Origin of the sequence: Thalassolituus oleivorans MIL-1 (genome assembly GCF_000355675.1) — a bacterium.
Classification (GTDB): Bacteria; Pseudomonadota; Gammaproteobacteria; order Pseudomonadales; family Oceanobacteraceae; genus Thalassolituus; species Thalassolituus oleivorans.
This window is the reverse complement of the sequence record NC_020888.1, coordinates 1,844,374-1,857,089: the sequence shown is the minus strand read 5'-3', so window position 1 is coordinate 1,857,089 and position 12,716 is coordinate 1,844,374. Positions and strand designations below refer to the sequence as shown.

The 12,716-nt window shown below is 45.3% G+C and carries 16 protein-coding genes; all 16 read right to left on the bottom strand.

The features are described from left to right. Window positions 1-13 precede the first annotated feature (13 nt). Entirely contained in the window at window positions 14-385 is a 372-nt protein-coding gene (locus tag TOL_RS08315; RefSeq protein WP_015486878.1) for a hypothetical protein, read from the bottom strand. Between the two features lie 15 nt (window positions 386-400). Beyond that, on the bottom strand, window positions 401-1,021 hold the full coding sequence (locus TOL_RS08310) for a methyltransferase family protein (protein ID WP_455431893.1): 621 nt from the start codon (window positions 1,019-1,021) through the stop codon (window positions 401-403). Window positions 1,022-1,068: 47 nt separating this feature from the next. Continuing rightward, the gene (locus tag TOL_RS08305; protein ID WP_015486876.1) at window positions 1,069-1,368 is read right to left on the bottom strand and encodes a DUF2933 domain-containing protein; all 300 of its coding nucleotides are present in this window, start codon (window positions 1,366-1,368) and stop codon (window positions 1,069-1,071) included. Further along, window positions 1,365-1,631: a DUF5676 family membrane protein gene (locus tag TOL_RS08300; protein WP_015486875.1), complete on the bottom strand. Its 267-nt coding sequence runs from the start codon at window positions 1,629-1,631 to the stop codon at window positions 1,365-1,367. The genes TOL_RS08305 and TOL_RS08300 overlap by 4 nt, the downstream gene beginning before the upstream one ends. Beyond that, the gene (locus tag TOL_RS08295; protein ID WP_015486874.1) at window positions 1,621-1,974 is read right to left on the bottom strand and encodes a P-II family nitrogen regulator; all 354 of its coding nucleotides are present in this window, start codon (window positions 1,972-1,974) and stop codon (window positions 1,621-1,623) included. The genes TOL_RS08300 and TOL_RS08295 overlap by 11 nt, the downstream gene beginning before the upstream one ends. Continuing rightward, entirely contained in the window at window positions 1,971-2,336 is a 366-nt protein-coding gene (locus tag TOL_RS08290) for a cupredoxin domain-containing protein (protein ID WP_015486873.1), read from the bottom strand. Before TOL_RS08290 ends, TOL_RS08295 begins: the two co-directional genes overlap by 4 nt. A gap of 11 nt (window positions 2,337-2,347) precedes the next feature. Further along, window positions 2,348-4,657, bottom strand: coding sequence for a heavy metal translocating P-type ATPase (locus TOL_RS08285; protein WP_015486872.1), 2,310 nt, complete (start codon window positions 4,655-4,657; stop codon window positions 2,348-2,350). Beyond that, window positions 4,650-5,081, bottom strand: a complete 432-nt coding sequence (locus tag TOL_RS08280; RefSeq protein WP_015486871.1) for a MerR family transcriptional regulator — start codon at window positions 5,079-5,081, stop codon at window positions 4,650-4,652. Before TOL_RS08280 ends, TOL_RS08285 begins: the two co-directional genes overlap by 8 nt. Before the next feature lie 105 nt (window positions 5,082-5,186). Then, window positions 5,187-5,552, bottom strand: coding sequence for a hypothetical protein (locus TOL_RS08275; protein ID WP_015486870.1), 366 nt, complete (start codon window positions 5,550-5,552; stop codon window positions 5,187-5,189). A gap of 28 nt (window positions 5,553-5,580) precedes the next feature. Continuing rightward, window positions 5,581-6,132 (bottom strand): c-type cytochrome, encoded by a 552-nt coding sequence (locus TOL_RS08270; protein ID WP_015486869.1) that lies wholly within the window; start codon window positions 6,130-6,132, stop codon window positions 5,581-5,583. Window positions 6,133-6,144: 12 nt separating this feature from the next. After that, a complete protein-coding gene (locus tag TOL_RS08265) occupies window positions 6,145-7,260 on the bottom strand; it encodes a hypothetical protein (protein WP_015486868.1) in 1,116 nt (371 codons plus the stop codon). Window positions 7,261-7,442: 182 nt separating this feature from the next. Then, window positions 7,443-7,853 (bottom strand): hypothetical protein, encoded by a 411-nt coding sequence (locus TOL_RS19270; RefSeq protein WP_015486867.1) that lies wholly within the window; start codon window positions 7,851-7,853, stop codon window positions 7,443-7,445. A 937-nt stretch (window positions 7,854-8,790) separates the two neighbouring features. Next, window positions 8,791-9,339, bottom strand: coding sequence for a c-type cytochrome (locus tag TOL_RS08250; RefSeq protein ID WP_041588448.1), 549 nt, complete (start codon window positions 9,337-9,339; stop codon window positions 8,791-8,793). Window positions 9,340-9,424: 85 nt separating this feature from the next. Further along, window positions 9,425-9,751, bottom strand: coding sequence for a hypothetical protein (locus TOL_RS08245; protein ID WP_015486863.1), 327 nt, complete (start codon window positions 9,749-9,751; stop codon window positions 9,425-9,427). Between the two features lie 43 nt (window positions 9,752-9,794). Continuing rightward, complete coding sequence (locus TOL_RS08240; RefSeq protein ID WP_015486862.1) at window positions 9,795-10,769, bottom strand: copper resistance protein B; 975 nt, start codon at window positions 10,767-10,769, stop codon at window positions 9,795-9,797. Window positions 10,770-10,774: 5 nt separating this feature from the next. Then, entirely contained in the window at window positions 10,775-12,571 is a 1,797-nt protein-coding gene (locus tag TOL_RS08235; protein ID WP_015486861.1) for a copper resistance system multicopper oxidase, read from the bottom strand. Window positions 12,572-12,716 lie beyond the last annotated feature (145 nt).

Genomic DNA, 12,716 nt, shown 5'->3' with positions numbered 1-12,716 from the left:
ATCACCGCAATTATTATTTTTTTCGCTTTGTAGGTTGACTTGCACTGCCATGGCAACTCCAAGGCTCTGTCTTTGCATTCTCCTGGATATTTTGATCAACAAAGCGGTAGTAGCCTTCTTTGAAATGCGTCCACCAGTCGTGACTGACTTCAATTTCATGTCCTTTGAGGATCTCTTCCAGCCCGTCAATACAGGTTCTGGTCGCGTCGTACGCGAGGTTGAGCACGTGAGACTTTTCATCAAACGATACTGCGTCAATTCCATAAACCTGATCAATTTCAGCTAATGCCTGTTCCAACGTTTCTTTCGTAGTTGTTTCAAGCTTCAAATGACGCACTACCAAGCTTACTTCTGAAACGCCTAATCGATGTTCTGTGTTTGTCATGAGAATTTTCCTTTACTAGTGTGAATGTGTTGGTTCTTTTGCGACATTCCACGCGGGAATCCATGCAGGCGTACGGTCTTGATAAGCCCGATATTCGTCACCAAATTCGGCCAAGGCCATGGCCTCTTCACGCCTGGCCAAACGGATATATACCCAGACCAATATCGGAAACATGACGACGGTAGGAATGGTTGGCCACTGCAATAAAAATCCAAACATAATTAGAATAAAAGCAATATATTGAGGGTGTCGGCAGCGCGCATACCAGCCAGAGGTTGCGAGCGATCGCGTTTGCTGAGCTTTATGCAAAACCGCCCAGGCGGAGGACAATAGAATAAACCCAAGGAAAATGAGTAGATTGCTCGCGATATGCAAGGGATCGAAATGTGCATTCCCCTCAAATCCGAATAAGGTATGCAGCAAGTGGCCGTTTTCATGTGCTAAAAAATCGACACCCGGATATTTTTCCGCCAACCAGCCAGATAAAAAATAGATCGTCAGTGGAAAGCCATACATTTCTGTAAACAACGCGACAATAAAAGCGGAAAAGGCGGTAAGGCTTCGCCAATCCGTTTTCGTTTTCGGTTTAACAAAACTAAATGCGAAAAAAATAAAAATGGCGGAATTTAAAATCACCAAAGTCCACAAACCGTATGAAGATTCGCCGTGCATAATACGCCTCCTTAATGTGAGTTATGTTTATGAGTTTGTTTGCGACCCTCTTCCAGGCCACGCTTATAGGCTTCGGACTCATTACCTGAACCCTCACCCTGTTCATCGTGCTCAGCATGATCATCGTGCCCTCCATGACCTCCGTGCATAAAAATGTGCATTAGTGGGCAGAGTAAAATAATAATAAAAGGCAAATACAGAAACAGATGCTGCCGATGTTCCATCAGCAAAAAGTACGTCACCGATGCAATAAGTCCCATAGATGCAAAGCCCTTAGGGCTCATCCAAAACGATTGTTTTTGGTTACTCATGAGAAGCTCCTCAGAGAATATTGATAGAGAGTAACAATGCACCACACTGTTACCCATGAAAAAAAAGACCAGGCCAACAGCCCGACTACGAATGTATCCATCCCCATTTCCCAATCCCATTGAGAAAGATCAAGATGCATCATGGCGCCGGAGATATAGCGCAACGTATCTGGCGCAATTACGACTGCTATTGAACAAAGTACCCAAACACCAGCAACGTAACCTGCGGTAACTGTGGCGATTTTTATTGAATTAATGTTCATTGCGAGACTCCTTAAACGAAAAATCACTCGCTCGCGCCGGTCTCTTATCATGAATCCAGCTCAGTGCCTGCACAGGAACAACGGATACAAGACCTTCACTTTCAGAACCGCTGTAAGCTACCTCTGAAATTAAGCGACAAAGGTCATTAGCCTGTTCATTGGCTGCGTAGATTTCCATCTGAATATGTTTAATCAAATGGTTTTCGTTAAAGCTATCAAAGTAGCGACCACGACCCCTAACGGGATGTAAGGTAAAACCATGAACGCCGTGTTTGATTAATTCATTTTCTACATTTTCCAAACGAAACTCATCAAAAATAGCGACGACTTTACATAGACTCATGCTGTACCCCCTTCCACTTTTATGGAGCCTTTGTACATTTGCATTTGGCAGTGAAATGCGTACTCACCAATACTTAAATTTGGAATATGAATTTTAATCGGCTTATTGAGTGGTAACGTTTCACTGATGTCCAATTCAGGAATCAATAGAGTTTCTGAACAAGGGGATGCATCTTTTCTAAGAAAGGTGATGTCGTGAGAAGTACTCCCATCCAATAAAATATGAGAGGGCTTATACACACCATTTTCGACAACCACGACTACGTCATTTCCACCCAATATTTCCGCTTTAGGCTTGTACAACCAAAACCACCACACGATGAGTGCAATTAAAATTAGTCCACCTATATTTACAATTAACATACTATTTACCCTCAGTGTTCTTTAGCTTTAAATAGACGTAGACGATTTGCGTTAGTCACGACCGTCAATGATGAGAAAGCCATCGCGGCACCAGCGATGACAGGGTTCATCAATATCCCTAGCACGGGATAAAGAATACCGGCAGCCACAGGAACACCCGCCATGTTGTAAACAAAGGCTCCGAATAGATTTTGTTTAATATTGCGCAATGTGGCTTTACTTACGGCAATGGCATCGGCTAGGCCGTGCAGCGAACCGCGCATAAGTGTGATGTCCGCACTTTCAATGGCTACGTCTGTTCCGGTACCGATCGCAAACCCGACATTAGCCAATGCCAACGCAGGCGCGTCGTTGATACCGTCGCCTGTCATCCCGACAATTTCACCGGCCATTTGCAATTCTTGTACTTTTTTTGCTTTATCCTCTGGGAGAACTTCGGCTATAAATTCCGAAATTCCGACTTTTTCTGCCACCGCTTTGGCGGTATCTCGGTTGTCGCCGGTGAGCATGACGACGCGAATCCCATTTTTTTGCAGACGTTGTATCGCTGAAATGGAGTCTTCTTTAATGGGGTCCGCGACTGCAATAATGCCGGCGAACTGACCATCAATGGCAAAGTACATGGGTGTCTTTGCTTCGGCCGCTAGCAATTGGGCTTTTTCGACAAAATTAACTCCCTCTATGACCAACGAAATATTACGTTCATGCATGAGCTTTTCATTGCCAAACAGCACCTCATGCCCGTCAACGTTTGCTTCGACTCCCCTAGCGGTAATGGCGTTGAAGGAAGAGGCTTTACTTAATTCGATAGACTTTTCTTGCGCTGTTTCGATAATGGCGATCGCTAAGGGGTGCTCGGAACCTGCTTCAACACTTGCCGCCAACTGCAACACCTCCTCTTCGGTGCGGCCAGGGGCTACAACAATATCGGTAACTTTGGGTGATCCCAGAGTTATCGTGCCGGTTTTATCGAGGATCATTGCGGTAATTTTGGAAGCCGTTTGCAGCGCTTCGCCATTGCGGATAAGCACACCAGCTTCAGCAGCCTTACCTACCCCAACCATCACCGACATCGGTGTAGCGAGGCCCAAAGCACAAGGACAGGCAATAATCAGAACCGTCGTGGCGGATACAATGGCAAATGCTATCGCGGGTGCCGGCCCAAAATTGAGCCATGCTAAAGCGCTTATGACAGAGACAATCATGACAACAGGGACAAAATACGCAGAGATAAGGTCTGCCAAGCGTCCTATTGGCGGTTTCGAATTTTGCGCGCGTTTCACCATATTGATAATTTGCGCCAGCGCCGTGTCCTTGCCAACACGGGTTGCCCTAAAAACGATGCTACCGGTCTTGTTTAGCGTACCTGCGGCCACCTTGTCACCTTCCGCTTTTTCGACTGGCATGGGTTCACCGGTTAGCATGGATTCATCGATCGCCGTGTGTCCGTCCGTTACCGTACCGTCCACCGGAACTTTTTCACCGGGACGGGCTCGTACCAAATCACCCAATAAAACCTGTTCAATGGGTAGATCGATCTCTTTGTCGTCTCGAATCACGCGTGCAGTTTTAGCTTGTAATCCAATTAAACGTTTTATGGCTTCACTGGTACGACCTCGTGCCTTGATTTCAAGCGCCAAGCCCAAGTCAATGAGGCCAATAATGATCGCCGTCGCCTCAAAATAGACGTGTCGCGCTTGGGCTGGTACAGCCTCTGGGAAAAACACCACTACCATGGAATACAGCCAGGCAGTACCGGTTCCTAGCGCTATTAGCGTGTCCATATTGGCAGAGTGATTGAGGAAAGATTTCCAGGCACCCACATAAAAATGACGTCCAGACGCAAGCAGTACCCCGAGGGTGAGGATCCCAATAATCAACCATACAATTCGTTCCGTTGTCGTATTAACGCTCATCTCACCAGTAATTAGCGCATAAGCCATTAGTGGTGCGCCCAAGGCTAACGCTATCCACGTCTCACGCATTAATTTTTTGTAGTACGCCAGATCTGCTTGTTCTTTTTCATCCAATGCGTCTGGATCCGAGCCGGATGAACCGACTTTAGCGTTGTACCCTACACTTTCCACGGCGTGAATTAACGCTTCTGGATCTGCCGTCCCTGAGACACTTACGGTACGCTGCGCAAAATTCATTTCCGCGTGCTCAACACCCGATACCGCTTTCAGTGCACCTTCAATTTTACCTACGCAACTGGCGCAACCCGCTCCTTCAATAATTAATTCAGTCATCAGCGACGACGTTGATGTCACTGCGGAAGATTCGGCTTGCTCAGAATGGCAATGGCCTTTGGTTTCACTCATCGTTTAATCCTCGCGTGTTATTAGGTGAAAAAATTTCGATTAAGTGGCAAATCATATGCCCCGTGGGTTCGGCATCAGGTAGTCCGTTCCATTCACGCACCGCGTGGCGCATTCGATCCCGCAATTTCTTGGTTTCCGAAAATTGTGCCTCAGTTTCCAATAAACGCTGCTCGATCAACAACCTCACAACAGGACACGGCGTGCTCTTTTTGTCCGCCACCGCTAAAATTTCACCAATATCTGCCACCGTAAACCCAAGTGCCCTCGCACTGAGAATAAAACGCATGCGAGCCTGGTCTCTCGCACCATATTCCTTATAGCCATTACCGGGACTCTTAGTGGGTGACAAGTAGCCTTTACGGGTATAAAACCTAACGGTTTCTGCACTGACGCAAAGCTCTTTGGCTAACTCTTTGACTCGCATAATGAGGCTCTCTCAATCACAGTAAAAAGAAATTCCTAGGTTTTAATCCTATGTTTAATCTTTTTTTGCACTCTAAACCTGCGTGCAAGACACAGGTCAAGTAGTTTATGGGTTATGTTTTTCTCCTTTCATCGTGGCTTTATAATGCTTATGTGTTTTAGCCTGCTCTAAATCATCTTTAGTCTTTTCTTCCTCCTTTTTATCTTTCGATTGGTCGGTATGGGCTTGATGAGACTCACCTGGCATGGTGGCCTTGTAATGCTTATGGTGTGTCTTTTTCGACTCCTCAGTCGAAACATCTTGCTTACTTTGCTCTGCGTTTTTATCCACATATTCCTGATGCGATTTTTCTGGCATGGTTGCCTTGTAATGTTTATGTTGCTCATTTTCGTCCGCCAAAACGACGACAGAAAAACCAAACACCACTGAAATAATTGAAGCTGTAGTAATTCTTGCAAATTGAGTTTTCATTGTTTAGTACCTTTAGTATTTAGTTAAGTTATAGGTTTTTTAGATAATCCAACAACGCATCGATTTCTGCGCCATTCAACGGCATTTTTGGCATGGGCGACGAAGGATTATTGAATTGAGGGTTTTTGAGCTTTTGGATAAAAAATTCCTCACCCTTGCTGCCAACAATTGAATCTAAAGCTGGACCAACGCTACCGCCTTTACCTTTTATACTGTGACAACCCTGACAACTGTATTTTGTAAATAATACTTTCCCGCTTAAGGTTGGTTGGTTGTTTTGAGAGGTATTACTTTCGCCAATATCATTTTTAACCAATGCTACAAACTGCATCACGGCATCCGTTTCTTTACCCGTTAAATGTGCCTTTTCACGCATGTGCGGCATGATCACGGCCCACTCTTCGAGAGAAAACTCATCCAGTGAACGCGCATTGTGGCAACGCGTGCAGTTGTTGTTGAATACCTCCGCACCATTTATGGGCTGTGATTCTGCGTTCACCCACGCTGCGTTAAACGCCAGCCACACGAATCCAGAAATGTATAGTGGTGATTTTTGTAATATTTTTGAAAATGATTTCATGGTTAAATTCTCCTAGAAGCCGTAACTTAATTGAATGGCAAGGCGCTGATCATCTTCACCCTCTTCCACATCGGTGTCGTCATAAGCGATCTTGATAACCGCGCGGGCATCTAACCAATAATTAACGCCCACCATCCATCGGCTGGCTTCTGCCAATTTATTGGTTTCTGCGTATTCGAGAACCAATTCAGTTCCCGCTAACGATGACCAAATCTTTCCTGTTTGCAGCGTGCCTTGTAGATACCAACCATCTCGTTTAAAGGTGTGGATCTCGTTCTCACCTTTCTCTTCCTCAAGACCATCCGTTTGAGTTTCAATATACTCACCGCGCACCAAGTAGTGTGATCCAATCAGATTTACATCAAATCCTTGGGCCGTAAAATCTAAGGTTTCATCGTCATCATACGTGGCGCTGTAATAGGAAGTGCCGACCTCAATACCCGGCAACATGGCATAAGCCACGCGCCCACCAAACGCCTTATTTTTATTGTTGTCACCACTACCAGCTTCGAACGCAAGCTCTGGAAGCTCTGCATGTCCATCTTCTTCCGTAGCTTCTTCTGCGAGATCTTCCTCATGCTCATCCGCTTCTATTCCTGGACCATTTGTACTGTATAAATCGACAAAGATTTTTTGATGATTACCTATAACAAAGGTTTGCTGAATGGCAACCCCAACATCACTCAAAATGGGCAGCAATGCTTCCATTGCCTGGCTACTACCGTGAGAGCCATAAATTCCTGGCGTCCAAGGGGAACGATTGATCCAACTGGGGTGAATGTTTGGCCCGAATTGACCAAAAGGAACCAAAAACTTACCGGCCGTAAGCGTGGTGGTATCAGTAAGAAAATAATGCAAATCGGCGTATTCCAGTTCAACTTCGGTTTCGCCTTCTGCATTTAGACTGATCTCCGTTTCAGCTTCGACATGAACTTTGTCACTTAGACTAAATAAAAATATCGGCACGAAACGTGCGCTATAAGCACTACTGTCCTGAAGCTCGCTGGTTTCGTATTTCACGTCACCGTAACCGCTAAGTACGAATCGCGCGCTATCAATTTCACTGGCATTTGCAGCTGATAACGAAGACGCAGCGACGGTTATCGCCGCCAAATATTTAACAGGCATTGAATATCTCCCCTTACATGCCGGCGCAATATTGCACATGCACAAAAAAATAATATTGGTATAAAGAGGGAGGGTAAAAATGTTGTCGCTTAAGCCTCACATGCCGCGGTAAACACATGCACGGGAAGAGGTTTTATTTGCCAGATAACAAATTTGGAAACGACAGACGGATTTGCCCTAGGTTAGGCAAAAATGGGAGGACGAATAAGAGACTGATCGTGTGCAGCTAATACATAAGTGTAATGAACTGTAGGTTCAAAGATAGAAAAGCTTTTAAGTATTACCCCGAGCCCCATGTGCGTTACGGCATGGCACTGACAATGGCTCATATCTCCATTTAAACAAGGGCCGCAGTCATGCGTGGACATCACTTTTGTTGCCGTATGATGTTCATGAGCTGACGCTTCATCGGTGTCAATGTCTAGATGTGTATCTGATACTGCTTGAACTGCATCGTGCTCAATGGATGAATGGTCGTGAGAACTATGATCATGTGAATCACCCGTAGACGAGCTAGAGAACGCAAGCGATAGTAAGGGCTGACTGAGCAGCACCCATACTAACATTATCGCTTTAAATCGCTTGCCAGCCATAGATCCACCTAGAATATTAGCTTACGCTATTGTAGGAGTATTGTGGCAGCTTTAAATTTTAAAGGTATTGATGTAGATCAACCAGATCAAACCTAGGAGTAATTTTACCATAGTAAACATCCAACTCGAACAAACACGCTAAAACCACTCACAATTCTACTTTGTAGAAACGGCACCTAAAAAACATATCAGATATTTCCAACACAACAATAAAGCGAAGCGAAAAAATAATTAAAAAGCATTACTCTTTTCACAAATAGCTGCCCGCTCAAGGAAAGGAACAACAATATTCGCTAGTGTAAATATCAGTGTGAATGACCTCCATGGCCACCACTATCGCTTGGCGTATAACCTGTCGTTTCACAAGCGCTCAATGTACCAACAAGCCCCAAAATCATAAGCCCCAATAAAATATGTTTTTTCATCGTATATTCTCAATGATTAATAATTTGATCGCGACATTGCACCGTCACGCTATTTTACGCTATCCAACAGTTTGTTTACTTGCTTAAGAAAACGATCGCTTGATTTTAATGTACGATCCAGCTCCTTAAAATAATCTATTTCCGAATCTTTATTTATGCACCGGCGTACGGAGGAGTCCGACGCAAGCTCGTTGCGCAACAAGAGCAATCTCGATCGAAGTGAATTTAGCTGAGCATCCAAACTTTTTCTCATCCCCTTTAAATCACTCTCGGACTCAAATTCCGATTGATACGTAGTAATGTACTCCGTACTCTTCCTCAACTCCCTGTTTGGATCCTCACCATTGTGTGCATAAGCTTTTCCAGCAGAAACTATTAAAAATAGGGCTATTGGTATTAATTTTAATCTCTCATTCATGATAATGCTCATTGTCCTTAAAAAATGGCTACCCAAACCAGCAACTAAGCGGATAGCTAATATCAGGCGATGGAGCCTTCTTTAATGACGCCCATCATTTTTCACTTTGTTCTCGTGCGGTAATTATTTGGTATTGCTCTGTACTTAGATCAGGTAAGCGCTGAAGAAATGCCACCATTGACCAAATCCGATTATCATCATGGCCTAGCCCCCAAGCAGGCATTCCTGACGCCTTGATACCATGCTTAATTATCCAAAATTGACGCGCCGCTGCTTTTTCGTCACTCAGTTCATGCGCATGACCATGTTCGTCATTTTGCATGCTTAAATTTGGCGGCATTGGATACAAGCCCTCACTGAAATCAGATCGCATTTTCCCTGGCTTCAAATGGCAGCTCGAACACATATCATTATAGTCAGCACCACCAGCCAGTAAACGATCTGGATCATCCAAATTGGCTGGCACAACTACATTTTTTGCCGCTCTAGCTATAGACTGCTCTCGTAAAGTTTCCAGCACCCAATAGGTTAATTTATTGTGCGGAACATCTGCCCCCATTGGATAAATTCCCGAATATATAAATCCAACACCGCCAATAAAAACAGCAAAGAAAAATATTGCAGTGTATTTAATGCTTTTCATAGATATCTCTTTTTATACAAACAAAACAGCCATGCGATCTAATTATCCGAAAAATATAAACGTCCTAGAAATTTATTCAAACAAGTCAGTGGGATCCATGATCATGGGATGACGATTTATCATTTTTTTTGGATGAATCCTCTTGATGATCATGACCATGGTTTTCGTTGGCTTCGATAACACCTTTTGTACTGTTCGATTCGTCATGTTTCATCTTACCCATACACTTTTTCATCATCGCCTGCATAACAGGATCATTCATATCCATTTTATTGTGGTCCATTTTTTCCATTGGTGCACAATCTGGTTTTGCAGCTTGTTCCATATGCTCTTTCGGATCATGCGCTAACGCGGACACTGTGTACAACGTACTTGAAAATGCTAGACATAATGTGACGATGTTCTTTTTCATTTTGGAAATCCTCTAATTAAAAATATGACTTACTTTTTTACAACTAAAACCAAAAACGCAAGCCCGCGACATAACGTGTTTCAGAGCTTGCCTCACCAGCAGAACGTGCAAAGTCGGCTGTGTTGCCAAACATTTTTTTTCGTTCAACGCCGACATACGGTGCAAACTGTCGAGAAAATTCATAACGCAACCGCACACCGAATGCTGATGAAGAAAGGCCTTGCCCAACACCGTTGAATTCATCGTCTTTACCGTAGCCGGTTATTTCAGCGCGAGGCTGCAGTATCAGTCGCTGTGTAAGCATCAACTCGTATTCAGCCTCTACAGCGAGCGCGGTTCTACCATCAACATCAACGTAGCCCGCCACATCCAACTCAAACCAATAAGGCGCTAAACCTTGTACTCCCACGGCCAGCCATTGTCTGGACTCGCCCTCTTCAGCACTGTCAACTCGAACGCCTATTTGGGTGTCCCAAAAAGTGGATATTGCATGACTCCAAAGAATATCGGTTTGACTTTCTTTGAGCGTGCCCTTGTTAATATCGCCTTCAGCCTTAACAACCAATCGATCGTAAGTCGTGCCAACCCAAGCTTGCACATCATAAAGACTTATTTCACTGTCACTATCGTATTCAAAGCGATTGGCGAGAAACGATTTAAAGACATGCTCATCAGCAAGTTTTAATTGTCGCGGCCCGCTTTGCACATATGGCCCTTCGGTAAGGGTATATCCGCCAGAGTAGGCATGCGGATCACGAAGATCAGATACATTTGCTCCCATATTTGTGTCGTTATCCATTGATCCGGAATTTCCACTTAAATGAGGTTTGGACGTCTCTAGCATTTCAGTCTCAAGCTCGCTTTCATGGCCCATTTTTTTGTGGTCCATTTTTTCTTCGGTCACTTTTTCCTGGTTCATCGTTCCATGACCAGAATGTTCTTGAGCCTGAAGTAACGGACTTATAAGCGTTAACGCACCAACTGCAAAAGCTGTTTTAATAATTTGTTCAATTTTCATAATTCTCATGACACCACCACTTCGCGGAACATGCCTGCATCCATATGAAAAAGTAGGTGACAGTGCCATGCCCAACGCCCGAGATCGTGCGGTGTCGTTACGAAGCTTATCCTCTGAGCTGGCTGAACAGGAATCGTGTGTCTGCGAACCAGCGGCTCACCTTTATCGTTTTCCAGATCACTCCACATTCCGTGCAAATGCATTGGGTGGGTCATCATGGTGTCGTTTTGCAAAATGACGCGCACGCGTTGACGGTGCTTCAGATGCACCGGCGTGCTTTTGCCGAACTCTAAGCCGTCAAAGGACCAGCTATAGCGCTCCATATTACCGGTGAGATGCAGTTCGATTTCACGCTCGGGTATGCCACTATCAAGAATGCCATCTCGCGATCTCAGGTCGGATAGCGTCAGCACTCGCCGACCATTATTACGTAAACCAACGCCCGGATCGTCGAGGCTGGTGCGAGGCATATCCACACGCATATCGACAGAAGGACCAAATTCCGTGCTGGCATGACGCACGGTTTGTGAGGGCATTGCTAAAGGGTTTTGATGTGTGGAATGAACGCTGTGGTCCATCGCCATGCCACCGTGATTCATACCCGGCATGGAATGACCCATCGCCGCGTGATCCATCGCAGCGCCGTCATCACCGTGAGACATCGAACCCATCATATCCTTCATCTCAAGCCACTCAACGGGGTCGAGGTCTGGAATTTCTGCGCTAAGGCCTCGCTCGGTCGCTAATGTTCCACGCGCATACCCTGTTCTATCCATGCTCTGTGCAAAAACCGTATACGCATCGTCTTTAGGCTCCACCAAAACATCGTAAGTTTCACCGGGACCAAAACGAAATTCGTCAACGCTGACAGGTTCGACATTTTGCCCATCTGCTTGCACAACCGTCATTGCCAACCCTGGAATACGGACATCGTAAAAGCTGTTGCTCGCGGCGTTAATAAACCGCAGCCGAATTCGCTCGCCCTTCTTGAACAGACCGGTCCAATTTCCGGCAGGTGTGGTGCCATTCATCAGATACGTCAGTGTTGATGCGGATAGGTCGGCCAAATCCGTAGGATTCATACGCATTTGGTTCCACATCCGTCGCTTTTGCATGGCGTCTTTTATGCCGCCATTTGAAGCGTCACGTAGAAAATCTATAACCGTTGGCTGGTTGAAATTATAAACGTCACCCTGGATTTTCAATTTACTGAAGACACGCATCGGGTCCTCATCAGTCCAGTCGGATAGCTGCACCACATAATCCTGGTCTGATTGAATGACTTCTTTTTCACGGGGCTCAATAATCAGGGCACCATACATCCCTGTCATCTCCTGGAACCCACTATGAGAGTGATACCAATATGTACCACTTTGCTGGAGCGTGAACCGATAGACAAACGTTTCACCCGGCGCAATACCTCTAAAACTGATGCCCGGAACGCCATCCATCTGAAACGGAAGAATAATCCCATGCCAGTGAATCGATGTAGGCACTGATAGTCGGTTTGTTACGCGAATCGTGACGTCATCCCCTTCACGCAGACGGATCGTTGGCGCAGGAATTGACCCATTAATTGTAGTGGCTAGACGAGTCACACCCGTGAAATTCACCGGCGACTGCCCAACCACTAAATCTATCTCGGAACCTTGTAATACAGGTGCAGAACCTGAGCGAGTGTGGGGCGACAACTCCCCAGCCTGCAAAACACTTGGCATTGCCGCCAGGACGCCGCCAAGCGCTAGTCCCTTAACAAAGCGCCGACGTGGCAACATAAGGTCAGTCATATCGGAATCACTCATATATCACTCTCGAACTAAACAATGCTATACACCATACTGCTTCAAGGCTTTCACACACATGACCAAAAGATGACAATTCTGTAATCTTGCCGTCACCTTGTTGTTAGTTAGATTTGACATACTATACGCTTGGGATATTGAGGAG

Excerpts from the sequence above, each read along its gene's own strand:
- TOL_RS08315 (WP_015486878.1), bottom strand. The coding sequence starts at position 385 with ATGACAAACACAGAACATCGATTAGGCGTTTCAGAAGTAAGCTTGGTA.
- TOL_RS08305 (WP_015486876.1), bottom strand. The coding sequence starts at position 1,368 with ATGAGTAACCAAAAACAATCGTTTTGGATGAGCCCTAAGGGCTTTGCA.
- TOL_RS08300 (WP_015486875.1), bottom strand. The coding sequence starts at position 1,631 with ATGAACATTAATTCAATAAAAATCGCCACAGTTACCGCAGGTTACGTT.
- TOL_RS08295 (WP_015486874.1), bottom strand. The coding sequence starts at position 1,974 with ATGAGTCTATGTAAAGTCGTCGCTATTTTTGATGAGTTTCGTTTGGAA.
- TOL_RS08290 (WP_015486873.1), bottom strand. The coding sequence starts at position 2,336 with ATGTTAATTGTAAATATAGGTGGACTAATTTTAATTGCACTCATCGTG.
- TOL_RS08285 (WP_015486872.1), bottom strand. The coding sequence starts at position 4,657 with ATGAGTGAAACCAAAGGCCATTGCCATTCTGAGCAAGCCGAATCTTCC.
- TOL_RS08280 (WP_015486871.1), bottom strand. The coding sequence starts at position 5,081 with ATGCGAGTCAAAGAGTTAGCCAAAGAGCTTTGCGTCAGTGCAGAAACC.
- TOL_RS08275 (WP_015486870.1), bottom strand. The coding sequence starts at position 5,552 with ATGAAAACTCAATTTGCAAGAATTACTACAGCTTCAATTATTTCAGTG.
- TOL_RS08270 (WP_015486869.1), bottom strand. The coding sequence starts at position 6,132 with ATGAAATCATTTTCAAAAATATTACAAAAATCACCACTATACATTTCT.
- TOL_RS08265 (WP_015486868.1), bottom strand. The coding sequence starts at position 7,260 with ATGCCTGTTAAATATTTGGCGGCGATAACCGTCGCTGCGTCTTCGTTA.
- TOL_RS19270 (WP_015486867.1), bottom strand. The coding sequence starts at position 7,853 with ATGGCTGGCAAGCGATTTAAAGCGATAATGTTAGTATGGGTGCTGCTC.
- TOL_RS08250 (WP_041588448.1), bottom strand. The coding sequence starts at position 9,339 with ATGAAAAGCATTAAATACACTGCAATATTTTTCTTTGCTGTTTTTATT.
- TOL_RS08245 (WP_015486863.1), bottom strand. The coding sequence starts at position 9,751 with ATGAAAAAGAACATCGTCACATTATGTCTAGCATTTTCAAGTACGTTG.
- TOL_RS08240 (WP_015486862.1), bottom strand. The coding sequence starts at position 10,769 with ATGAAAATTGAACAAATTATTAAAACAGCTTTTGCAGTTGGTGCGTTA.
- TOL_RS08235 (WP_015486861.1), bottom strand. The coding sequence starts at position 12,571 with ATGAGTGATTCCGATATGACTGACCTTATGTTGCCACGTCGGCGCTTT.